Origin of the sequence: Nitrospira sp., from assembly GCA_030692565.1 — a bacterium.
Taxonomy (GTDB): Bacteria; Nitrospirota; Nitrospiria; order Nitrospirales; family Nitrospiraceae; genus Nitrospira_D.
Genome location: JAUYAO010000022.1, coordinates 55384 through 78405, shown reverse-complemented (window position 1 = coordinate 78405; position 23022 = coordinate 55384). Strand labels below are relative to the sequence as shown.

Genomic DNA, 23022 nt, shown 5'->3' with positions numbered 1-23022 from the left:
ATAGACGGAGGGCTGCGGAGATCCACATCTTTTTCGGATCGAAACCGGACAAACTTGATGCGGTAACCGTCGCGCAGGCTGGTGAGGATTGCAGGGAAGGGAGGGCCGGATGTCTTGTCAGGTCGTGACCCCCCTGTATCGGTGTTTGCCGAAGAATCTTTAGGCGGGCGCGTGCTGGGAAGGCTGGTCTTAGGGGGATTTGGAGGGCAGCGGCGGTATAGAGCCCTTGAAACTCCCGGCGTACATGGCGGCCACTTGAGATCGCCGTCCGATCTGGAGTTTGGAGTAGATGTTCGCCAGATAATTTTTCACGGTCTTCTCGCTCAGATCCAGGCGTTGCGCGATTTCCTTGTTGGTCAGGCCTCCGGCGACATGGGGCAGGATGCGCTGCTCTTGGGGGGAGAGGAGTGATCGTTTGGCAGGGGGCCGGCCGGCCGGCAGGTGCTTCATCCACGAGAGCGTATGGGTGGCCAGGCGCGGGTCGATCAAGGGTTGTCCGGCGGCGACGGTCTTGATGGCGCGGATCAGCGCGGCGGAGGCAATGTCTTTCAGCACATAGCCCTGGGCGCCGGAGAGAATCGCTTCAAGGACGGTGTGTTCATCCGCGAAGCTGGTCAGAAAGAGGATACGGATCTTGGGGTGGGCCGAGAGAATCTCGCGTGCGGCATCGATCCCGCTGCCGTCCGGCAGGCGGATGTCGAGCAACACGACGTCGGCCTTTGTGCGACGGCATTGCGCGATGGCATCGGCTTTACTCCGGGCTTGGCCGATCACTTTCATCCCCGGTGTCAGATCGAGCACGGCGCCGAGCCCGATGCGCACCACCTCGTGGTCGTCGACGATCAGCAAGCGAATGGGCGAGGGTTTCGTTTTAGCAGGCATGAGGCTCTCCTGTGGGGACGTCGATCGTGACTGAGGTGCCGCGGTCCGGCGTGCTGTCGAGCGTGAACTGCGCGCCGATGGTTCTGGCCCGTGCGGCCATATTGGCCAGTCCGTGGCCGCGGCGGCGTTTGCGGCCGGGGTCAAAGCCTGTGCCGTCATCGGTGACGCGCAACCGGATGGAGCGGCCGGTCTTCGTGAGGCTGACAGCACGGTGTGTCGCGCCGGCATGGCGGACACTGTTGCTCAAGGCTTCTCGCGCAATACTCAGCAACTGCTCGCCGATCGCCGGGGTGATGACCGTGAGCGCAGTGGGGTCGATAATCAGCTCGGGCGCGGTGCGAGTTTCCGATGAGCAGGAGGCGGCGAGCTGGTTCAGGGCCACCGTGAAATCCAGTGTCGGCGCCGTGCGGCAGGTCAGGTCGGTGATGAATTGCCGGACTTCCAAGACGAGATGGTTCAACTGCCGGATAGCTTGAGTGACATGCTGCTTGGATTTGCGCGGGGCTTTCCCCGCCAGCAGTTTCCCCGCTTCGAGCTGCATGCCGACGGCATAGAGGGATTGGAGAATATTGTCGTGCAGGTCCTGGCTGATCCGCTCCCGATCGGCCAAGGCCTGTTTGCGGTCGGTGATATCCTCCACGACCGCGAGCACGAGCGGCGCATCGTGCCCGTGAACGGTGAGATGACTCGCGCGGACGGACACCCAGATGACTTCGCCGTTTTTTCGGATATACCGTTTCTCGTACGTGTAGGCCTGCCGCTGCCCTGTGAAAAACTCGTCGGTCAACACCAGATTCTTGGGCAGGTCGTCGGGATGGGTGTAGAGCGCGTAGGTATGGCTGATCACCTCCTGTTCGGTATAGCCCGTGAGCGCGCAAAAAGCTTTGTTGGCGCTCAGGATGTGTTTGTCGGCACCGACGACGACCAGCCCCACCGGGGCGTCGGCGACGAAGCGCTGCCAGCGTTCCTCGCTCTCCCGCAGAGCGGCTTCGGCTTCCTTCTTCTCCGTGACATCGGTCCCGACGGTGAGGATGCATCTGGTGCCGTTGAGCTCGATCAATTCACTCGAGACCAGGCAGTGCCGCAAGCGCCGGTCTTTGGTTTGGAAGGTGAATTCCACTCCTCGGAGAGTTCCCGTTTCCAGGAGTTGCGTGACGAATCTCGTCCGGTCTTCCGGCTTCGGCCACAGTTCAATGGCGATGGTGGTCTGTCCGACCGCTTCATGGCGCTGGAACCCAAAGAGCTGCAACGCGGTGTCGTTGACTTCGAGGCAGCGGCCGGTGGCCAATTCGGTGATGAGCACCGGATGGGGGCTTGACCGGAAGGCAATCTCGAAGCGCTGTTCACTCTCACGCAGCGCCAGTTCGGTTTGCTTGCGGTCCGTGATATCGCGCGTGATCGCTAGTTGAGCCATGGTTCCGTCGGAGGGATTGCGGAGCGGTACGGCATGGGTTTCCATCCAACGACGGGTCCCCCGCAGGCCCACCACCTCAAATTCCATGGATTCCTTCTGCCCCCTGCAGACCTGTTCATTCATCCTCCGAAAGGCATCGCGATGGGATTCCGCGATGAGCGGATAGATGCAGCGACCGATCACGTCTTGCACGTTGTCGGCCTCGATCATGGCCAGCCCCGCGGCGTTCATTTGGAGCAATGTCCCGTCGGCCGCAACCAGCTTGACGCATTCCGGCGAGGTTTCGATGATGCTCTTCAAGTGCTGCTCGCTCAAGTGTAGGGCTTCCGCGGAGCGCCTATTCTCACTGACGTCGCGGACAATGCAGGCGACGGTGGCCCGGGTGCTCGCACTCGCCGGAATACGGCTGAGGATGGCGGAGAAGTGTCGAAGCCGGCCGTTTAAATGAAGCGAGTACTCGACCGACTCGGGTGTTCCCGAGTCCAGGACCCGGCGAAGGATGGCGCGGTAATGGGTTCCTGCCTCCCGGCCATGGATCTCGTCCATCGATTTGCCGACAATCTCCTGCCTGGGAAGCAGCAGAAGGTCGTCGTTGCGCGTCCACACATTCAGATAGACGCCGTGCTCGTCCAATTCGAATGCCAGGTCGTCGAGCGCATTCAGGAACGACCGGAGCCGTCCTTCACTGTGCCGGCAGGCATCTTCCGCCCGGCGGAGATCGGACTGGTCGACGTAGAGCCCGACCGCTGTCTTCAGCTGTCCGCTGGTATCTTCGACGAACACCGGCCACAACAACAGCTCCAGGAGCTTTCCGTCTTTCCGCTGCCGGCGGAGCGAAAGCGGGCCACGAATCCCGTGGTGTGTGCCGTAGCTCCAGAGGGCATCGGCTTCTGCTTCCTGCCCAGGAGGGACATACGGAAGTTCCCGGCCCAGGACCTCCTCTTTCGTCCAGCCGAAGAGTCTGGTGGCGGCTTGATTCCAGCTGGTGATCCGTGCGCTGGCATCGAGACTGACAATCGGAAGGGGAGACTCCTGCACCAGGGTATGGAGGAACTGCGAGGTGGCTTGTAATTGCTGATCCCGATCTCGGATGAGTTCTTGTGTCTGTCGCTGTTCCGTGATGTCTTCACAGACAATGAGAATGATCGGGTTCCCGTCCGGTCCGGTGATGGCCCGTGCCCGTTCTTTGACCCAGAGGAGGTGTCCGTCCTTTCTGACTTTTTGGATTTCCCAGTCGAAAGTTCGCCCCGGGCTCTGTGAGCACACGCGGAGTTGTTCCAGCACGGTAGGATGATCCGCGGCTTGGAACACGGCGAATACCGATTGTCCGACCAATTCGCTTTCGCGATACCCCAACTCTTCTGCCCCGAACCGGTTGACAGAGAGGACCGTGCCGTCAGGCGTCAGGGTGAAGTACATCGTGGGGTTGTGTTCGTAGAGGGCGTGATACCGTTGTTCGCTGGCTTTCAGCGCGGCCTCAGTCTGTTGCCGCCGCTCGATCTCTTCCTGAAGGTCACGCACGGCGCGTTCGAGGCCGGCGGTGCGTTCCCTGACACGATGCTCCAGGGTCGCTTGTAGATCAAGAAGGGCCAGCTCGGTTTCTTTCCGGCGGGTGATATCTTCGGTCGTGCCCGCCATGCCTGCGACGTGGCCGTCTGAGTCCAGCACCGCGCGGCCTCGACAGGAGACCCATCGGATGATTCCGTTCGGCGTGACGATTCGATGGTCGAGATGGTAGGGCTGACGGGTTTCGATTGCGGTCTGAATCGCCGCCTGTAACTGCGGCCGATCCGATTCATGCACGAGGCGCAAGAATCCTTCGAACGTGCCGGAAAAATCGCCCGGCGAGAGCCCGAAAATCGTATCAGCCTGCGGGGACCACGCGATTCCTCCGGTGGCGAGCCGCCATTCCCATGTGCCGATTTGCGCCGCCTCCGCTGCACGGTGGGCGGGGGAGGAAGTCGACAGCGCGGCGCGTTCCGGCGTGATGCCGTCACTGGCTTGGGTCTCGGTCGGCGCGGAAGAGCGGGGATGGGACATGACGCGTCGTGCCTCGGTTCGCTGGTCAGCCGGGATGGCCACCGGTCCGCCCGCGGAGTGATTCTCATCAATCTCTGCGACGGCCCTGGCGGAGTGCCTAGCATAGAACCTGGGACCCCTGAATTTCTAGAGGGCGCGGGAGTCAAAGCAGTGGAATGCTCAAGGTCTAGCAGGCTGCGGAAAAACTCGATTGTTGCACAACGCACCGCGGCCAACTCACTCGCCGTGTCGGCGCCGGAATAGCCCACAGGATGCGCAAACAGGCCGTCCAGCAAGGCCGCAGCGAGCGAAGAGGCGAATCGTACTCTGCGCTGTACGTTGAGCCTCTGAGCGATGCGAGAACGCCGCTGGCGGACTTTTTCCGCATCCTGCTAGAAGCGGGGGTCTCGCGAGGCTGTCTGAGTCGTTCGGATATACCAGCTCACGGCCTCGGTGCGCCGGCGTACTTGGAGCTTGTCGAAGATATTGGCGAGGTAATTTTTGATGGTCTTGTCGCTTAAGCGAAGGTCCACCGCAATTTCTTTGTTGGTCTTGCCTTCCGCGAGCAGGGGCAGAATGGCGCGCTCTTGAGGGGAGAGGCGTGTGAGGCGATCCTGGGAATGGCCGGCGGCGGCGTGGGATCGGTCGCGGATCCAATGCAAGGTCTGCTGGGCCACGCGCGGATCCAGATAGCCATGGCCGCTGGCGACGGTGCGAATGGCCTGAATCAGGTCCGTGGTTCGGACATCCTTGAGCGCGTAGCCGTGGGCTCCGCCTTGAACGGCCTCGACCACCATGGCGTCCTCCGAAAAACTGGTCAGCATCAGGACGCGGGTGGCCGGCGTGGTCGCGAGCAGCCGGCGGCAGGCCGCGATCCCGGAGCCGTCGGGAAGCTTCACGTCGAGCAATACGACACTGGGTCGGAGACGTGCAGTTTCTGTGACGGCAGCCTCGACCGACGCGGCTTCACCGACGACCCGGAAATCCGGCTCGAGGTTCAGGAGCGTTCGGAGACCCTGCCGGACGACTTCGTGGTCATCGACGATGAGGAGTGTGGTGCGTGCCGGTTTCATACAGGCGCTAAAATCGGTTCCAGTAAAAATTCCGCTGAAATGCGAGTGCCCTGACCGGGCTTCGAGCGGAGCAGCAAGCTGCCGCCGAGTTTCCTGGCCCGCGCTTCCATATTCATCAAGCCATACCCCTTGGGGTGCGCGCCGGTTTCGACAAATCCCTTTCCGTCGTCGCAGATACTGATACGCACTCGGTTCCCGTGCGTCCTGATTGTCACCTCGGCGTGAGTCGCCTGCGCATGGCGGACGCAATTGCTCAAGGCCTCTCGCACAATGTTCAGAATCTCCTGCTCTTCCTCCCGGGTGAGTACGTCCAGTGCCGAAGGCTGCAGGCTGAGCGTGATCGTGACGCCGCTGAGTTGCTCGTAACTGCCGGCCACCTGCCTGAGTTCCTCAGACAGGTCCATGTCCTGCACCGATCCATCCGCAAGCCCCTTGATGATGCCTCGCACCTCGTGAATCAAGCGATTGAGCTGATCCACGGCATGGCTGTATGGGCGATCGGCCCCTGGTCGTGGTGATGTATTGGTACGGTGGGAGGTTTCCAGGCTGAGCCCGATGGCATACAGCGATTGCAAGACCGAGTCGTGAAGATCTCGGCTGATGCGGTTCCGGTCCTCCAACAAACTGCTCAAGCGTTTTTCCGTGGCTTTGAGCGCGACCGTCAGCTGGCCTCCGGCCGGCGGGGCGAGCTTGGGAAAGCGATGGCTCTCGCTGCTGCGCCTCTGGCCTTCCCCTTGTCCGAATTGATGACGACGGGCGAGGGGCGGAGATTGCCGAAACCCATCGATGATGTGGAGTCTCTTTCCTTCATTCACTATGTCATTCCTCCTCTCCGTTCAACCAGCTCGGCGCAGGGCAATCGAACCTCTTGTTGAGCGTATCCCAACTAAGTGGAGAGTAGTACGCGAAGACAAGCCTATTCGTCACCTGGCGGATCCGCCAGGTGACAAATCGGCCAATTACAAGAAATGTGTTTCTCAAGTCAGAAGTACATGGGCCTAAACAAGGAGGGGAGTATGGAAATGCAGACGGGAATCGAATTTTCTGAAGGAGATATGCAAGTCAAGACGCTGACTTCTTCTGGTGAGCTGGATCAGGCATACCGGCTCCGGCATAGGGTGTTCGCGGAAACCCTGCGATGGGTCTGTCCGTCCGATGATGGACGAGAGATGGATATGTATGATCTTTGGGGGACATCGATTGGGCTATTCAGCCGAGAGGGGAGAATTCTCGGCCTTGCCAGACTATTGCCGTCCACAGGGCAATTCATGCTCGAGCATGATCTCCGCATGTTGCTTCCCTCAGGGCATCTGATACGCAAGGAGCGAGATACTGCTGAAATCACAAGGCTGGCGATTGACCCCATGATCATAGACAAGGGATTGTCTGCTCGGATGATGTTGAGCCTCATCAAGGGAATCTACCAGTGGGCTCTGGCCCAGGATGTCCGATATCTTTACCTTGAGGTTGAGCATCGGCTCTTTCGGATGTTGAATGCGATGGGGATTCCCTGTGACCCGCTGGGTCCGCCCGTAGCGCTTCCTCCAGCTGGAGCAGTATCAATTGCTGCGACGATTGATATCGTCAGATGTGAGACTGTCCTTGCGCAGAAACGGCCACAGCTCATGGCATGGATGGCAACTGTGAGCCCATCAAGTGTGAATGTGGTGGCCGAACAAACTCTTCTCCACACAGAGGTGGCGGTTTAAGAGACATGAGTCTCTGGATAGACGGTGGTTCAATTTGCGAAAGAATGTGAGGCCGGAAGGGGCGATTCTCAAATGAGAAAATGGAAGGTGGACGGATTAGGCTACAAGATTTGGGAGGCCATGCTGAACCGCTACGGCAACAGCTTGCGTTCGTGAAGAGACGTCGAGTTTTGCAAAAATGCTTTCGACATGGAAGCGAACGGTTCGTTCTGTCAGGCCAATGATCTGACCTATTTCTCCGTTCGTTTTACCATCCTTGATCCAATTGAGGATGGTGACTTCCCGAGGAGAAAGCATGGTAACGCAGTTGTTCATTGAGGTTGAAGTTTTCGATGCGGCTCTCAATAAGGCCAGATGAAGGTGTTGCCCAAGATAGGAAAGCATCTGCACATACCGGTCGTTTCTTACGGGCGTTTTTCCGGCGAATGCAAAGAATGTTGCCACTCCGCAAGAGGCGTCGAGTGCTCCGGTCGTTACGCCATCAATCAGCCCATATCCGGCTGCGGCTTGGAGGAACTCTTTCTCCTCCTCGGTTTCTACCTTGGCGTACACCTGATTCCAAACCTGTGTCTGATTGGAGCGTACCAACTCATGGAGAACGGGATCTACCTTCCCGTAACTATTTTTCCAATATTGAAAGAGCCAAGTTTGCGGGAAGCTTATGTTTAAGACGTCGGAAAACCCATCGAAGGTGCCGTCGGGGCTGAATCGAATAAGGCCTCCGATCAAACGCTCAAATGGAAACAGTTCTTTTGTGCGAATCAGTACGTTTTTGACATCTTTGGAGGATTGAGCCAGCGCAGCATAGTGAATGACTTCCATCAGACATTGAAGTTCGCTTCTGGAAGCTTGGTCAAAGAGACTGGCGGGGAATGGGAATACGGCAGTGTTCATCTGGGAAGCTCCTTCCCGTTCACTTCTACAGGACGATGCTAAGTTAGCAATCCCGGTGAGTTTTCGCAATAGCAGTCTTTGAGGCTGGAATTCAGTATTCCCAATTCAGGGTCTAGACACTCAATCGGGCACGATATACCATCAAAGTTTTCTAAATCTGTTCAAAGGAACTGAATTATGAATTGGTTTGGTCTTTCGGTGGTTTGGGTATGGCTAATACTAACTCCAATGGCAGCAAATGCTCAGGCTCTTCGATTTCAGCCCCAAGGTGCAGCAGCGTCTGGGCAAGGTCATGCTTTTGGTGCGCAAGCCGATGATGCGACCGCCATCCATTTCAACCCCGCAGGGTTGACCCAAGTCGAAGGTCTGCAGACTCTTTTGGGAACAAGCCTGATGGGCGGATCGATTAAACATACAGCTTCATCGGGTGTTGATACCAGAGGAGACTTTGGCGGGAGTATTTCTACTCCTCTTCCAAGTTACTTCTATCTCAGTGCCAATTTAGGCTCAATCGGAATCCCAAGCTTGTCAGCAATGACCGTGGGGATCGGGCTGACCTCACCGTATGGTTCGAGTACGAGATATCCAGTTGATGGTGTGTTCAATACCGCTGTGACATCAGCTGCGCTGCCACTCATCGATATCAAGCCAACCCTTGCGTACAAGGTCAATGAGGACCTGTCGTTGGGGCTTGGTGCTGATATCTACACCTTCTCAAGTTTTCTCGGGCAGGGCCATGTTGAGCAAAAACAAGTGGGGGCCGGTCTCTTTGGGATTCCGGCAGGGGCGTCTGTTGAATTGAATGGGAAAGGGACCGGAGTGGGCATAAACGCGAGCATGCTCTATACCCCGATCAGGAACAGCGACGGGAAGCCCCTCGCCTCGATTGGCCTGGTCTATCGTAGCCAGGCGGTCTTGCCGTTACGCGGCGCTCTTTTGGTGAACGGAGCCAAAGTGGCCGATGCCTCGACGAGTCTCGCGTTGCCACCTATTTATACAGCCGCCGCAGCCGTCTGGCCGGTCCGTACCAGTGAGCGGGAGTGGAAACTGGAGTTGGATGTGGATTTTGTTGGTTGGAAATCCAACAAAGATTTGAACGTCTATTTATCCAATGGATCAACGGTGCCTCAATCGCAACAATGGAAGACCGTTCAGGTCGTCTCGGTGGGTACTGAGTACAAGTGGCTCAACCCTTCTTGGTTGCCGCATTGGGACGTGGCAGCGAGGGCTGGATATACCAGGACCGAAAATCCCGTGCCGGATCTCACCTTCAATCCGGCAACCATTTCGTTATCATCCAACACGCTCTCACTGGGTGCCGGCTTTCTGTGCAAGCAGGGGGGACAATTTCTAGGCGCGATTCCCTGTGGAGGCGAATCCGCTCTCTGGCCAAAGGCAATCGGATTGGATATTGCTTATCAGGAATGGTTCTATGAACCGCGTACCGTAGTCGGCAATGTGAATCCTACGGTCAATGGCACCTATCACGCCTTTGTCCATCTCGGGACATTCAGCTTCAAATTTCTTTTCTGACCAGGCCCGTTCCCTCTCACTGAAGAGTTTTGCGGAGGGCGATGATCGTCCTGGCGTCCAGGCCGGCTTCTTCAAGTGCTGCATCGCTCGCTCCGACCAGAGCGTCTACGCTTCCGAATTCCTTGAGCAGCTTGGTGCGTGTGATCTCCCCGATCCCGATGATCTGATCCAGCTTGGACGCGGTGAAGGCTTTGCCGCGCAACTTGCGATGGTAGGTGATGGCGAACCGATGGGCTTCGTCCCGAATGCGTTGGACGAGGTGGGTGGCAGGGGCGTTCGGCCTCAATAAGATGGGATTCTTGCGGCCGGGGAGAAAGATGCGCTCGTCCTTTTCGCCGCGGGCCTTGGCCAATCCCATGATCGCCTGATCGCCATGGCCGGCCTGCTTCAGCCCCTCCATGGCGGCGGCCAATTGTCCCAAGCCACCATCAATCAGGATCAGATCCGGCCGTGCGAGATGTTCCGAGTCTCCATATCGTCGGGCCACCACTTCCTGCATACTGGCAAAATCGTTGGCGCCGATGACCGTCTGGATTTTGAAACGACGATAATCCGCCTTTTTCATCTGGCCGTCTTCCCATACGACCATCGAGGCGACCGACTGATTGCCCATGGTATTGGAGATGTCGAACCCCTCGATACGCCGGGGCGCTTTCTCCAGATGCAGCAATCGCTTTAGATCTTCAACCGCCTGCCGGTCGAGCGCTTCATCGCGCAGATGGTTGGCGGCCGAAGCCGCCGCATTTTCTTCCGCCAGCAGGACCAATTGGTGCTTCGTCCCCCGTTCCGGGGCGAGGACCTTTACGCCGGAGCCCCGTTTGTCGCTCAGCCATTGCTCGATCAGTTCCGCGTCGGCGAGCGCGGTGGGCACCAGCAGTTCTTTGGGCGGCTGGCCGTCTTTGTTGTAAAACTGCTCGATGGCCGACCGGACCAGATCTTCGTCGCTGACATCGGCCGATTGCGGCCAGAAGAAATCTTTCCGTCCGATGAGCAGCCCGCCTCGGACAAACAGTAATTGCAGATCAACGGCGGTGCCCTGTCGCGCGAGGCCGATCACATCCTGGTCGGTCGCCGCCGTCTGGGTGATGCGTTGCTTCTCCAGCGTGCGCTCGATTTTGAAGAGTCGATCGCGCAGTCGGGCGGCCTCTTCAAACTCCTCCCGCTCGGCGGCCGCTTCCATCTGGGCGCGAAGCTCGTCCAGCAGTTCATGGTCGCGGCCTTCCAGGAACTGGCGGACCTGGCCGACAATCTTGAAATAGTCTGCCTGCGATTGGTTCCCCGTGCAGGGCGCCATGCAGCGCTTGATTTCAAATTCCAGGCAGGCCCGCTCGGCGGTGCCGTCGATGTCGATCGTGCAGGTGGCGAGGGGGAACGATTTCTTGATGACCTTCAAGGTCTCGCGGAGCGCGCCGGCCGGCGTATAGGGGCCATAGTACAGTGCGCCGTCCTTCTGGACCCGGCGGACGATGGAGAGCCGTGGAAAGCGGTCTTTGATCGGCAGACGGAGGTAGGGATACTGCTTGTCGTCGCGCAGCACCACATTGAACCGCGGCCGATGGCGTTTGATGAGATTGCTTTCAAGGATGAGGGCTTCAAGTTCCGAGCGGGTGACGATGGTTTCGAGATCGGCAATCTGGCCGACGAGCAAGGTCGTTTTAGGCGAATGGTCGGCGCCGCGCTGAAAGTAGGAGCGGACACGGTCGGCCAGCGAAGCGGCTTTGCCGACATAGAGCAACTCACCGGACGCGTCTTTAAAGAGATACACGCCCGGATGATCGGGCAGGCGATCGAGCTTGGATTGAAGAACGTCATTCGTCATATGTCATACGTCAAGCGCAAGGATAACAAAAACATCCCTCCCAATTTTTGCCGGTTGACGATTGACGCATGTCGGTTGACGAGAGCTACTTCAGCCCCCGCACGAACGACGGGCTCAGGGTGCCGCGCGCGACTTCGGCCACCGGCCCCTTCATCGTGAGCGAAAAGTCCTTCGCCACTTCGATATTCAACGTGCCGCCCGGCATCTTGACCGTGACCGGACTCTTCACCAGGCCCAGGCGAACCGCCGCGCTGGCGGCGGCACAGGAAGACGATCCTGATGCCTGCGTCTCTCCGGCGCCGCGCTCCCAGATCAAGATGAAGATTTCTTTGGGGCCGGTCGGGATGGCCAATTGGACATTCGTCCGTTTCGGGAAGAGCGCGTGGTTCTCCAGGACCGGGCCGAGCTTCAGCAGATCTTCGCGCGACCAGGATTCTCCCGCCTGCTTGAAGACCACGCAATGGGGGTTCCCGACGCTCACGCCCATGAAGGACAACGCACGCCCGGCCGCGTCGATCGGCTGCTGAATCAATTCATCGACGGCCATGGTGCAGGGAAGGGCCGCCGGCTTGAACGTGGCCTGCCCCATCTCGACCGTCACGGCGCTCGCATCGCCATGGCGATCGATATGCAAATCGATCGTCACGAGGCCACCTTTGGTCTCGACGGTAAAATGTTTCTTCTTCGTCTTTCCGGTGGCATGCAGATAGCGGGCGAAAATGCGCAATCCATTGCCGGATTTTTCCGCTTCGCTGCCGTCCGGGTTGTAGATCCGCAGACCGAAGTCGGCTTTCTTGCTCGGGACGAGCGCGAGAATGCCGTCGCTGCCCAGGCCCCAATTGCGATCGCAGACCGCTTTGATGTTCTTGGGCGTGAGCTTGAAGGTCAGCTCCTTGGGGTCCATCACGATGTAGTCGTTACCGAGGCCGTGACCGCGGAAGAAACCGTTTTTCATGCGAGCTCCTTCTAGAAGATGACCGTCAACCGTCATGCGTCAATCGGGAGAAAGAAGGTACTTCGGAGGGCGTCATGCCGTCAACGGGGAGGAGAAAACAAGTTAATCAGTGCGTCCTCTCTACGAATGACGTTTGACGCTTGACGAATGACGCGGGCTAAACGATCTTCACACCCTGTGGCCGTTCGATGAGCTCGATCTCATAGCCGTCGGGGGCGTCGATGAAGAGAAAGCGGCTGCCGGACGATGTCTGGGTTGGGCCGTCCGTGATCTTGACGCCTTTGGCGGTCAGAGACGCAATGGTGTCGTCGAGGCTGTCGACCTGAAAGGCGAGATGGACCAGATCTTCCTGCACCTTCACGGGCCCGCTCGGAGGAAAGCTGGTGAGTTCGATCAATTCGTCGCTGTTGGGCACTTTCAAGAAGGCGAGGTGTGATCCGCGAGGCGAGGTCTTCCGTTCGATGACCTCAAGACCCAGTACGCCGGTATAGAATGCGATGGTCTGTTCCATGTCGCTGACGCGCATTCTGGTGTGGAGAAGCTTGGTCACGCGCATAGAGACTCCATAGGGGGAACGGGTGATGGTCGATGGTTGACGAAGGTAACATCCAACAGAACCGGTTCGCCCTTATTCACCATCGACCATTGACCATGAACCATTTCTTCTCCGGGGCCCTCAACCATTCTTATTTAGTTCGTGCCGGTCCGGCCGTTTTTCGCAGGAGCATTTCTGCGCTGCCTGGTATCAAAAAGTCCGGCATAGGGCCGACTTCCTGAAAGCCGTGTTTCTTGTAGAAGGCCCTCGCCGGTTCGTTGAAATCGGAGACGCAGGCAAACAGGTTCTTGGTTTTCGCGAAGACTGCGTGCTCTACGTGAGCCAGGAGCGCCCCGCCGACGCCGGATTGTCTCGCCCATGGAGCCACTCCGAGCAGTTCCAGATAATCTCCCAGCAAAAACTTCTCCCGGATGAGGGCCACGCCGGCGACTTTGTCGGCCACCAAGGCAACAATTGCGTCCCGTCCCTGGGGGATCGGCGCAAAGATCCGGTTCCAGTCGGTGCTGGTATAGCCCAGCGTTTTCCATGGATCTGAGTCCGCGAGGAACTGCACCACAGCGTCGCGGTCGGCGGCCTGCATGGATCTGATGCGGGGGGTGCTCATGGATGCTTTTGTTTGCAGGCCAACAATTCGCTCACGGTCATGGGCTTCAACGACTTTCGCGGGAGCACTTCAGTGGTCAGTCGTTCGATCACCGCTCTGGTCTGCTTGCCTTTGCCGTTGGCATGCAGCACGACGATGCTGCCGGGCTTGGCGCGTTTCTCGATGCGGGCCAGGATCTGGTCCGCCGTCAGCGTCGGATCGGGATCGCCCGACTCGATGCTCCATTGAATGAAACGCAGGCCGAGGAGTTTCACGACATCGACCGTGGTGTCGTTATATTCCCCATAAGGGGGACGAAACAGTGTCGCCTCGTGGGCATAGTGCTCGTTGAGGAGCCGGACCGGGGCGTGAATTTCTTTCTGCTGCTCCCCGGCATTGTGCATGGGCAGATGCGCATGGACTTCGCCGTGGGTGCCGACTTCAAAGAATTGGATTCCCAGGAGATGCTCCACTTCGGCGTCATGCTTCGCAATCCATTTGCCGGACATGAAGAACGTAGCGGGGATTTGGTGTTGGATCAGGTAGTCGACCAGCGCCTGGTCATAGCCCGGGCTTTTTCTTACGGGACAGAGATCGAACGTCAGCGCGATGCCCGGGCAGGAGGGCGGACCTGATTTGATGACCTGGGCCATCGCGTCGGAAGACGGCCATGCGCCCAGACTTCCAATGAGGAGGGCGCTCAATATCCATGGGAACGTTCTGGGTGACATGCGCACAAGTATACCTCAAGCCGAGTGAAGATAAATTGACCGCGTGCGGCGTTCGCTGTTACGGTGCAGGCATGCAACTGGGTTCTTGGGAAATCGGTCGTGCGCTGGGCATTCCCATTCGCGTCCATGCGTCCTGGTTTCTCGTCTTTTTCCTGGTGACCTCCAGCCTGGCCTCGGGATATTTGCCGGCCAATCTACCCGGATTGTCCGAAGAGCGCTACTGGGCGATGGGGGCCGTCGCGGCAGTTCTCTTGTTCGGGTCCGTCCTGCTCCATGAGTTGGGACATGCCTACGTCGCGTTGACCTATCGGATCGCCATCAGCCAAATCACGCTCTTCATCTTCGGCGGCGTCGCGCACATGCGGGAGGAGCCGCCGCACCCGCGCGCGGAGTTTCTGATCGCCATTGCCGGTCCGGCTGTGAGCGTGGCGCTCGGTGCGTTGTGCCTGGGAGCGGTGGAGTTGGCCGGACTGGCCGGCGAGGCTACCGGATGGCGAGGATTGATGATGCTCGGCAGCCTGTTGGGATTTGTGAATCTACAACTCGGTCTGTTCAATTTGATTCCAGGATTCCCGTTGGATGGTGGCCGGGTTTTGCGCGCCGGACTCTGGGCCTGGGGGAAAGATTTCTATCGGGCGACCGTCCAAGCCTCGTGGGTCGGGCTGGCATTCGGCGTCTTATTCGGATTGGCCGGCGTGATGGTCGTCATCGCCGCGCTCAGCGGGGATCTGCCGGGATCAATGGCCTCCGACGGAAGCTGGATCATCCTCGTGGCCACGTTCCTCTTCGCGACCGCGCTGGCCAGTCGCCGGCAGGCCCGCTTGCGCCAGTCATTGGCAGCCGTTCCCGTTCACGATCTCATGGTACGGACCGTCGTGGTGATTCCACCGGCGTGCACGGTCGAAGACGCCGTGAATCAGTTTTTTGTTCCGCATGGGTACGGAGGCTTTCCCGTCGTGTCAAACGGGGAGTTGGTCGGCCTCGTCACCGTGACGGATATCCAAGCCATAGCCCAACCGCTCTGGGCGTGGAAGCAGATTGAACAGATCATGCGTCCGGCGTCGCCCGGTTTGACGATTGAACCGAATGTGCCGGTGTTGGAGGCGATGCAGCGGATGAGTCAGGAAGGGCTGGATCGTTTGGTCGTCGTGCAAGAGGGCCAGGTCATCGGGCTCGTCACCCATTCAGCGATCGTGCACTACCTACAACTGCACAAAGCGTAACCCTCGTCAACCGTCAAACGCCATTCGTCAATCGGCTTGAGGCGGTCCGGCCTCCACAGTTGACGAGTGACTACTGACGAATGACGTGTTCATCCATCCGATCTTGCCACGGAAATATTCTGGGCGATGGCGACGCGGATGAGGTGGACGACGAGCAGAAAGCCGTAGACCACGCAGAAGAATTTGAAGGTGACGCGATAGAAGTCCATTAAAAGGATGGGCAGGCACAGGGCAAAGATAAGGCTGGCGACGAGCGTCACGAAGGTCAGTCGCCGGCAGAATTCATAGGACGGCTCCTTCCCGATCGGTTTGAGTGCGCGGGCGTAGCGCTCCGCGCGTTCGAGGCGGGCTTCGTGCAACATCTCATCCGTCGCCCCCCAATAGCGCAGCTTGAAGTAGCCCATCACAATGAAGAGCCAGGGTAGCGACCAAAGCGGCCAGAACTGCATGCCGGCATAGCTCTCGCTGCTGATGAGCGTCGCGTAGGACGGCGCATAGAGCAGGCCGAGGACCAACGGCAGCACGCGCTCATCGCCGGGCGGTTCTTTTTCAGGGCCGCCGTGGATCAATTCCTGCTCAAACAACGGATAGCCGTACTTCAGCACCACGAGCGCGATGGCCGCGCTCATGGTCTTGTCCGGAATGTACCGGACGATGTTCTGGAACCAGTTCACTACATACCAGCTGATGCTCTCTCCCCATTGCACGCCCAGCATCGTCTCAATGGAACCTCGCACGACGGTTTCCCACTGGATCACGCGCGCGCTGAGTGCTTCCGCCACCTCAGGATTCAACGCGAAGACGGTGCGTTCATTCAGGGCTGCCTGCACGAGTGTGCCGGGGATGCTCATGACCACTGCCCCGACGAGCCCGAAACTCAACAGAAACCAGCTATGGGCCAGGGCGGAGCTCTTGGCCGTCCGCACATACTTTTGGAAACCAGGTTGTCTCGCCATGACGCCCCAGAAGAGTGCGCCGGTCATATTCACGAGCGACCAGGGGAAGATCACGACATCGGCGCCGGCTTCCGGATACAGCAACCAGTTCACGACGGAGTTCGAGAGCAGCGCGACGATCGCGCCCCACCAAGGGCCCAAGAGAAATGCGACCAGGGCCGTGCCGGTCATATCCAGGAAGAGAATGCTTTCCATATGGCGGCTGAGCGTGAGGCCGACATAGTTCAACAAGACGCCGGCGGCGACGATCACACTGGTTTCATACAAGAGGAGATAGGACGATCCGCGCAGGGGTTTGGAAGAGAAGAAGTCGATGGTGGAGGGCGATTCTGGCACGGCTCGCTCAGGCCGGGACGATCCCTTCGCCTCTTTCTTGCCGTGCATACGGGTCTGAAAGTCGAGGAGCTTTTCGAGGACCGTGAGCAACGCTGCCACAAAGCCCGCGATGGTCCCGCCCAGCATTAACAGTTCTTTGCCGAAGTCGTCCGACATGCCGCTCCCTTTTATGGCCGGAAGCCATTGTATCGAGGAAGGAAGGGATCGCCTAGGAAAAGGCCGGAAGTTGCATTGGCGGGATGCTGAAAAAGTCCGCCAGCGGCGTTCTCGCATCGTTCAGACCCTCAACGTACCCCGGTGGGTACGCCTCGGCCCTTCACTCGCTGCGGCCTTGCTGGACAAACTTTTTGAGCATCCCGCTGGATTTGGCAGTGACTAGGCAGCCGCGGGTGGAGCCGCTGGAGGGGGAGTGGCCTGGGCATGCTGCTGGAGTTTGTGGGCCACGACCGCGCCGAAAAGCAGCAGGACGGCCGAGTAGTAGACCCACAGCAGCATGAGGACGATCTCCAGGAGTGAACCGTACAGCCGCACATAGACCGTGGCATAGCCGCTATAGGTGACGAACAGCAGTTTGGCGGCCACCCACAGCAGGCCGAACGTGATGCCCCCGATCATGGCTTCCCGCCAATGCGGGGGCCGGCGCGGGACGAACCGGTACAAACCGGTGACGGTCAAAAAGGCCAGGCCGAAGGGGATGGTGTAGGTCAGCAGAAAATCATGCGCGGCCAGCGCCACCAGATCCAGTCCCCACAGCTGAGGAACGTAGCTGGTCAGGAAATTGATAATCTGTGTCGCCACATAGGAAATGATCAGAAGCAGTCCGGTGGCGCCCAGTGAGGCGACTGAAATCGCCGTCGAGATCAGGGGGTGACGTTTCCAGGTGCTTTCGAAGACGACGTTCAGCGCATAGTCCAATTCGTAAAACACCAGGGCTCCGAACCAGGCGAACGACAAAAAGACGGCCCACCGCACGCTCTCCAGCACACTGATGCGATGCAGCTCTTCAGCCAGGCGCTCACCCAGCGACGGGAGAAAGCCTTTCAGAAAGCTCAAGAGGAACTGCTCGCCGATCACATCTTGGCTCACGAGAAAGCTGATGCCGTAGAGCAGTAGAAATACGAGGGGAAAGAGGGAGAGGAGTGAGAAAAACGCCAAAGAGGCTGCCAGGCTGGCGCAGCCGTGGCGCTGAAAGGCTTTGAGTAGATCGAGAATAAACCGGACGGCTTGCATCATGTTTCAGTCCAGGATGCGTGCGATGGGCGTGTCTGGCGCAGCGTTGTCTCTCGACGAACGTCAGCCTAGCACGGGTTTCCCAGGGGCGCACCCTATTTGAGGAACCGGAAGCGCTATTTCAACGTGAGGGCGGCCTGGGTTGCCAGGTTCACTATCGGATCGGGATAGAATCCGAAGAACACCACGCCGGCGATGGCACAGGCCAGCACAATGGAGAGGGCCGGGGACGACACGAACCTGGGCGACAATGCGGTGACCGCTTCCGGTTCCCGCATGTACATCACCATCACCAGCCGCAGGTAGAAGTAGGCAGAGATTGCCGCAAAGACCAGGGCCAGTACCGCCAGCCAAGTGAGTCCTGCCTGTACGGCCGACATGAAGACATAGAATTTTCCGATAAAGCCGGCCGTCGGCGGGATGCCGGCCAGTGAAACCATGAAGACCATCATGAGGAGCGCGGCGAACGGGTGGCGTTTTGCCAGGCCGCTGAAATCTTCGATCTCATCGCCCTCCAGGCCGCCCTTCCGCAACATCGCAATGATAGCAAAGGCGCCGAAGGTCATGAAGGCGTACAGGGCAATATAGAGCATGACGCTTGAAACGGCGGATGAGGCTTCCGCCGGAGCCAGTCGGCCGGCGGCCACGACGCCGATCAGGGCATAGCCTGCGTGGGCAATGCTCGAATAGGCGAGCATGCGTTTCACGTTCGTTTGCACGAGCGCGACGATGTTGCCCAGGATCAGGGTTCCAATGCAGAGCAGCAGGAACATCAACGACCAGTTGGCCCGCACGCCGCCGAGTCCTTCGACGAAGACCCGCATGAAGGCGCCGAAGCTGGCGGCTTTCGAGGCCACCGCCATAAAAGCCGTGACGGAGGTCGGGGCGCCCTGGTACACGTCCGGCGTCCACATATGGAAGGGCACGACGGCCAGCTTGAAGCTGAACCCTACGGCGATGAGGATCGTGGCGAAGAGGAGCAAGGGATCGTCCAGGCTCCGTCCGGCGATCGCGGCGGCGATGGCCGGGAGTTGCGTGCTGCCGGCCGAGCCGTACAGCAGCGAAATTCCATAAAGCAGAATGCCGGATGAAAAGGCCCCGAGCACAAAGTACTTGGCCGAGGCTTCGAGCGACTTCGCCTCTCCCCGCTTGAGGCCGGCCATGACATAGAGGGAGAGAGACATGAGTTCGGTGCCGAGGTAGATGGTCAGCAGATCGGCGCCGGAGACCATAACCATCATGCCGGAGAGGGCGAGGAGGATGAATCCATAGTACTCGCCGAGATAGATGCGTTCCTCTTTCAGGTACGGGAAGGACAGCAGAATCGTCAGTCCGGTCACGAAATAGAGGAGAAGCTTCCAGAAGCAGGAGTAATTGTCGATTACGACCAGGCCGCCGAAGGCCGTCGTCGGCGAGCCGAAACGCGCGGCGGTCAATCCCATGCAAATGGCCATGGTGCCCAGGCTGAGCCAGGCCAGGCCGTCCTTCTTGGACGAGGGTGTAATCGGGTCCAGGGCCAGGACCGCACAGGCGGCGAAGACGACCAGCAACTCCGGCAGAATAGCGAACAGATCGTGTGCCGAGAGCATCATGGGCGTGCGGCCTCCATCGACTGTACGGTCTGGGGAGCGGGAACCGGCTCGACGACTGGAGCGATCTGACCGGTTGAGGTCGGAGACTCCTGCGGGCCATGCGTCGCGCGGGCGACGACATTGGTGACCGAGGCGTGCATACGGCTCAGAATCGGATTTGGAAACAAGCCGATCCAGAAGACCAGCACGACGAGCGGAATCAGCGTCGCCATCTCGCGCCGATTCAGATCGGTCAGTTTCGGCAATTGCTGAGGCGATGGGATCCCGAACGCGACCCGCTGGACCATCCAAAGCATGTAGGCTGCGGCTAAGATGATCCCGATCGAGGCGAGGGCCGCCGCGATCTTGCTCCAGAGGAACGTGCCGACCAACACCAGAAATTCACCCACAAAACTGTTGGTGCCGGGGAGGCCCAGCGACGAGAGGGAGAAAATCACCAGCAGCGTCGCATACTGCGGCATCGGTTTTGTCAGCCCGACATTGTCGGCAATCTGCCGGCTATGCGTCCGTTCGTAGATCACGCCCACGCAGAGGAAGAGGCCGCCGGTGGTAATGCCGTGGTTGACCATCTGCATCACGGCGCCTTCGATGCCTTGCTGATTGAACATGAAGAGGCCGAGCGTCACAAAACCCATGTGGCTCACGCTGGAGTAGGCGATGAGTTTCTTCAGGTCCGCCTGGGCCAGGGCCATATAGGCGCCGTACACGATGGCGATGATCGAGAGGGCCACGATCATGGGAGTGAAGTCTTTCGAGGCGTCCGGGAGCATGGGCAGACTGAATCGCAGAAACCCATAGGTGCCCATCTTCAACAGGACGCTCGCGAGGATCACGCTGCCGGCGGTCGGCGCTTCGACGTGGGCGTCCGGCAACCAGGTGTGGAACGGAAACATCGGGACCTTCACCGCAAAGGCGGCAAAGAACGCGATGAAGAGCCAGAACTGGAGCCTGGGTGAATAGGCTTGCTGGCTGAGTTGCACGATGTCGAAGGTATGGCCGCCCTGGAAATACAGGGCCAGAATCGCCACTAATAGCAGGATGCTTCCGGCCAGCGTATACAGGAAGAACTTGATGGCGGCGTAGAGCCGGTTCGGTCCGCCCCACACTCCGATGAGAAGATACATCGGGATCAGCATCGCTTCCCAGAACACATAGAAGAGCACAAAATCCAACGCCGCGAAGACGCCGATCATGGCGCCTTCCATGATGAGCAGCATGGCCATGAAGCTGCTGACCCGCTGGTCGATCGAACGCCAGGAAATCGCCACGCAGAGCGGCATGAGCAGGGTCGTCATCAAAATGAGCGGCAGGCTGATCCCGTCCAATCCCAAGTGGTAATGAATGGGCGGTGACGTGATCCATACCACATTCTCGGCAAACTGCATCTGGCTCGATGAGGCGTCGAACAGCCACCAGAGGGGGAGCGAGATCAGCAAATTGGCGATCGTGACCCCTAGGGCCACCATCCGGACATTGGTCTCCTTGACGAAGAACAGCGCGGCTGCGCCTGCCAGCGGAAGGAAGATCAGCAATGTCAGCCAGGGAAATCCGCCCGATTGCATAGGACCTCAGAACACCAAAAAGACCGTCACCAAAATGACCATGCCGAGCGCCATCGCGAGCGCATAGTGCTGCGTCTGTCCGCTTTGAATCAGGCGCAACAGCCATCCGCCCCAGGCGATCCCGCGGGCGATGCCGTTCACTGCGCCGTCGATCACGGCCACGTCGATGCGCTTCCACATGTCGGTGGCGACCGCCAATGTCGGTTTCACGAACGCGCGATCATAGGCCTCGTCCACATACCACTTATTCAACGAGCCTTCGTACAACGCTTTCCACCGGCCGGCGAATTGATCCGGCAGCTGGGGATTTAACACGTAAACATAGTAGGCTCCGGCAATCCCCGTCAGACCCATGAGGGTGGCGATGATCATGATCGCAAATCCAGCATCGCCGTGATGGGCTGCGGCGGCTTCGCCGTGGCCAAACACCGGGGCGAGAAATTCGGGGATCCCGACATAACCGGCCGCGATACTCAAGGCGGCGAGTACGATCAGCGGAAAGGTCATCGTGTTCGACGGCTCATGCACATGCTTGGCGTGCTTCTTATCGACATGGGAGGGACCCCAGAACGTGACGAAGACCAGCCTGAAGCTATAGAACGCGGTCATCAGGGCCGTCAGCAATCCCAGTACGGTGAGCACCTGACCAAGCGGGCCGGAGAACCAGGCCGAGATCAGCAGATCGTCCTTACTGAAGAAGCCGGCGGTTAACGGAAAGCCGGCTAATGCCAGCGAGCCGACGATGAACGTCCAGTAGGTGACCGGCAGCTTGTCTTTCAGGCCGCCCATGTGGCGCATATCCTGTTCATGGTGGAGCGCGATGATCACCGAGCCGCAGCCCAGGAAGAGCAAGGCTTTGAAGGCGCCGTGCGTCAGCAAATGGTACATGCCGGCGCTGTAGGCGCCGAGACCGCAGGCCATGACCATGTAGCCGAGTTGGCTGACGGTCGAGTAAGCAACGACGCGTTTGATGTCGGTCTGGGTCAACGCGATGGTCGCGCCGAGCACCATCGTGGCGGCTCCGACCAGCGCGACCACGGTCATGGCGGTCGGCGACAAGTTATAGAGGGGAGCCAGTCTGGCCACCATGAAGACGCCGGCGGTCACCATCGTGGCGGCATGAATCAACGCAGAAATGGGCGTCGGGCCTTCCATGGCATCCGGCAGCCAGACATGCAGCGGCACCTGCGCCGATTTGCCGATGGCGCCCGTAAACAACAGCAGGCAGATCAACGTAAACACCGACACAGTCCAGGTTCCGCCGAAGGGGCCCAGCACATTCATCGTCAGGTTGGCCGCTTCATGGGCTGCGGGAAAAATCTCCAGATAGTTCAGCGAGCCGAAGGAGTACCAGACCAGCAGGAGGCCCAGCATGAAGCCGAAGTCTCCCACGCGATTGACGAGAAACGCTTTGGTCGCGGCGGCGCAGGCCGGGGCGCGTTCATACCAATGGCCGATCAAGAGATACGAGCAGAGCCCGACCGCTTCCCAGAAGACGAACAACTGTAACAAGTTGTCCGCCAGCACCAGCATCAGCATCGAGAACGTGAACAGGGCGATGTAGCTGAAGAAGCGGGCATAGCCCGCTTCCCCGTGCATGTAGCCGATGGTGTAGATGTGGACGAGCGAACTGACGGTCGTGACCAGCAGGAGCATCACGACGGTCAGGCGGTCGAGATAGAGTCCGATGTGGATGTCGAGATGGCCGGACGTCAGCCAGGTATAGAGCGGTTGGCTGATCGGAGAGCCCTGGGCGACTTCAAAGAATGCGAACGCGGAGAGGAACCACGACAGGACCACCGCCGGCACGGCGACGAGGTGCGCGCGTTCCTTGATACGGTTGCCGGCCAGGCCCAGAACGAGAAAGGCGGCCAGCGGGAGCAATGGAATAAGTGCGTACAACATAAGTGAAAGCCGTCAAACGTCAATCGTCATTCGTGAAGAGGAGCCGGTGG

18 protein-coding genes are annotated in these 23022 nt (G+C 59.1%); 3 read left to right on the top strand and 15 right to left on the bottom strand.

Annotated elements, in window-relative coordinates; genetic code table 11:
• Window positions 1-189: 189 nt before the first annotated feature.
• The 4 genes from Q8N04_05095 to Q8N04_05080 form a co-directional block, all read right to left on the bottom strand.
• A complete protein-coding gene (locus tag Q8N04_05095) occupies window positions 190-882 on the bottom strand; it encodes a response regulator transcription factor (protein MDP3090031.1) in 693 nt (230 codons plus the stop codon).
• On the bottom strand, window positions 872-4336 hold the full coding sequence (locus tag Q8N04_05090; GenBank protein ID MDP3090030.1) for a PAS domain S-box protein: 3465 nt from the start codon (window positions 4334-4336) through the stop codon (window positions 872-874). Before Q8N04_05090 ends, Q8N04_05095 begins: the two co-directional genes overlap by 11 nt.
• A gap of 371 nt (window positions 4337-4707) precedes the next feature.
• A complete protein-coding gene (locus Q8N04_05085; protein MDP3090029.1) occupies window positions 4708-5388 on the bottom strand; it encodes a response regulator transcription factor in 681 nt (226 codons plus the stop codon).
• Window positions 5385-6203, bottom strand: coding sequence for a sensor histidine kinase (locus tag Q8N04_05080; GenBank protein MDP3090028.1), 819 nt, complete (start codon window positions 6201-6203; stop codon window positions 5385-5387). Before Q8N04_05080 ends, Q8N04_05085 begins: the two co-directional genes overlap by 4 nt.
• Window positions 6204-6404: 201 nt before the next feature.
• On the opposite strand from Q8N04_05080, the gene Q8N04_05075 reads away from it, so the two are divergent.
• The gene (locus tag Q8N04_05075) at window positions 6405-7097 is read left to right on the top strand and encodes an acyl-homoserine-lactone synthase (protein MDP3090027.1); all 693 of its coding nucleotides are present in this window, start codon (window positions 6405-6407) and stop codon (window positions 7095-7097) included.
• A gap of 96 nt (window positions 7098-7193) precedes the next feature.
• On the opposite strand, the gene Q8N04_05070 is transcribed toward Q8N04_05075, so the two are convergent.
• Window positions 7194-7991, bottom strand: a complete 798-nt coding sequence (locus Q8N04_05070) for a LuxR C-terminal-related transcriptional regulator (protein MDP3090026.1) — start codon at window positions 7989-7991, stop codon at window positions 7194-7196.
• A gap of 177 nt (window positions 7992-8168) precedes the next feature.
• Between Q8N04_05070 and Q8N04_05065 the strand changes: the two genes are divergently transcribed.
• Window positions 8169-9524 carry an outer membrane protein transport protein gene (locus tag Q8N04_05065; protein ID MDP3090025.1) on the top strand — a complete coding sequence of 452 codons (1356 nt, stop codon included), beginning with the start codon at window positions 8169-8171 and terminating at the stop codon, window positions 9522-9524.
• Window positions 9525-9540: 16 nt separating this feature from the next.
• On the opposite strand, the gene uvrC is transcribed toward Q8N04_05065, so the two are convergent.
• From uvrC to Q8N04_05040, 5 genes are all read right to left on the bottom strand, one after another.
• On the bottom strand, window positions 9541-11343 hold the full coding sequence (uvrC, locus tag Q8N04_05060; protein ID MDP3090024.1) for an excinuclease ABC subunit UvrC: 1803 nt from the start codon (window positions 11341-11343) through the stop codon (window positions 9541-9543).
• 85 nt (window positions 11344-11428) lie between these two features.
• A complete protein-coding gene (gene dapF / locus Q8N04_05055; protein MDP3090023.1) occupies window positions 11429-12298 on the bottom strand; it encodes a diaminopimelate epimerase in 870 nt (289 codons plus the stop codon).
• A gap of 157 nt (window positions 12299-12455) precedes the next feature.
• Complete coding sequence (locus Q8N04_05050; GenBank protein ID MDP3090022.1) at window positions 12456-12854, bottom strand: VOC family protein; 399 nt, start codon at window positions 12852-12854, stop codon at window positions 12456-12458.
• 130 nt (window positions 12855-12984) lie between these two features.
• Entirely contained in the window at window positions 12985-13458 is a 474-nt protein-coding gene (locus Q8N04_05045) for a GNAT family N-acetyltransferase (protein ID MDP3090021.1), read from the bottom strand.
• Window positions 13455-14168: a polysaccharide deacetylase family protein gene (locus Q8N04_05040; GenBank protein MDP3090020.1), complete on the bottom strand. Its 714-nt coding sequence runs from the start codon at window positions 14166-14168 to the stop codon at window positions 13455-13457. The genes Q8N04_05045 and Q8N04_05040 overlap by 4 nt, the downstream gene beginning before the upstream one ends.
• Before the next feature lie 71 nt (window positions 14169-14239).
• On the opposite strand from Q8N04_05040, the gene Q8N04_05035 reads away from it, so the two are divergent.
• Window positions 14240-15391, top strand: a complete 1152-nt coding sequence (locus tag Q8N04_05035; protein ID MDP3090019.1) for a site-2 protease family protein — start codon at window positions 14240-14242, stop codon at window positions 15389-15391.
• An 89-nt stretch (window positions 15392-15480) separates the two neighbouring features.
• On the opposite strand, the gene Q8N04_05030 is transcribed toward Q8N04_05035, so the two are convergent.
• The 5 genes from Q8N04_05030 to nuoL form a co-directional block, all read right to left on the bottom strand.
• Window positions 15481-16839 (bottom strand): hypothetical protein, encoded by a 1359-nt coding sequence (locus Q8N04_05030; GenBank protein ID MDP3090018.1) that lies wholly within the window; start codon window positions 16837-16839, stop codon window positions 15481-15483.
• Window positions 16840-17058: 219 nt separating this feature from the next.
• Window positions 17059-17916, bottom strand: a complete 858-nt coding sequence (locus Q8N04_05025) for a YihY/virulence factor BrkB family protein (protein MDP3090017.1) — start codon at window positions 17914-17916, stop codon at window positions 17059-17061.
• 113 nt (window positions 17917-18029) lie between these two features.
• Entirely contained in the window at window positions 18030-19505 is a 1476-nt protein-coding gene (locus tag Q8N04_05020; GenBank protein MDP3090016.1) for an NADH-quinone oxidoreductase subunit N, read from the bottom strand.
• Window positions 19502-21067: an NADH-quinone oxidoreductase subunit M gene (locus Q8N04_05015; protein ID MDP3090015.1), complete on the bottom strand. Its 1566-nt coding sequence runs from the start codon at window positions 21065-21067 to the stop codon at window positions 19502-19504. The genes Q8N04_05020 and Q8N04_05015 overlap by 4 nt, the downstream gene beginning before the upstream one ends.
• A gap of 6 nt (window positions 21068-21073) precedes the next feature.
• Window positions 21074-22972: an NADH-quinone oxidoreductase subunit L gene (gene nuoL / locus Q8N04_05010; GenBank protein MDP3090014.1), complete on the bottom strand. Its 1899-nt coding sequence runs from the start codon at window positions 22970-22972 to the stop codon at window positions 21074-21076.
• Window positions 22973-23022: the final 50 nt, after the last annotated feature.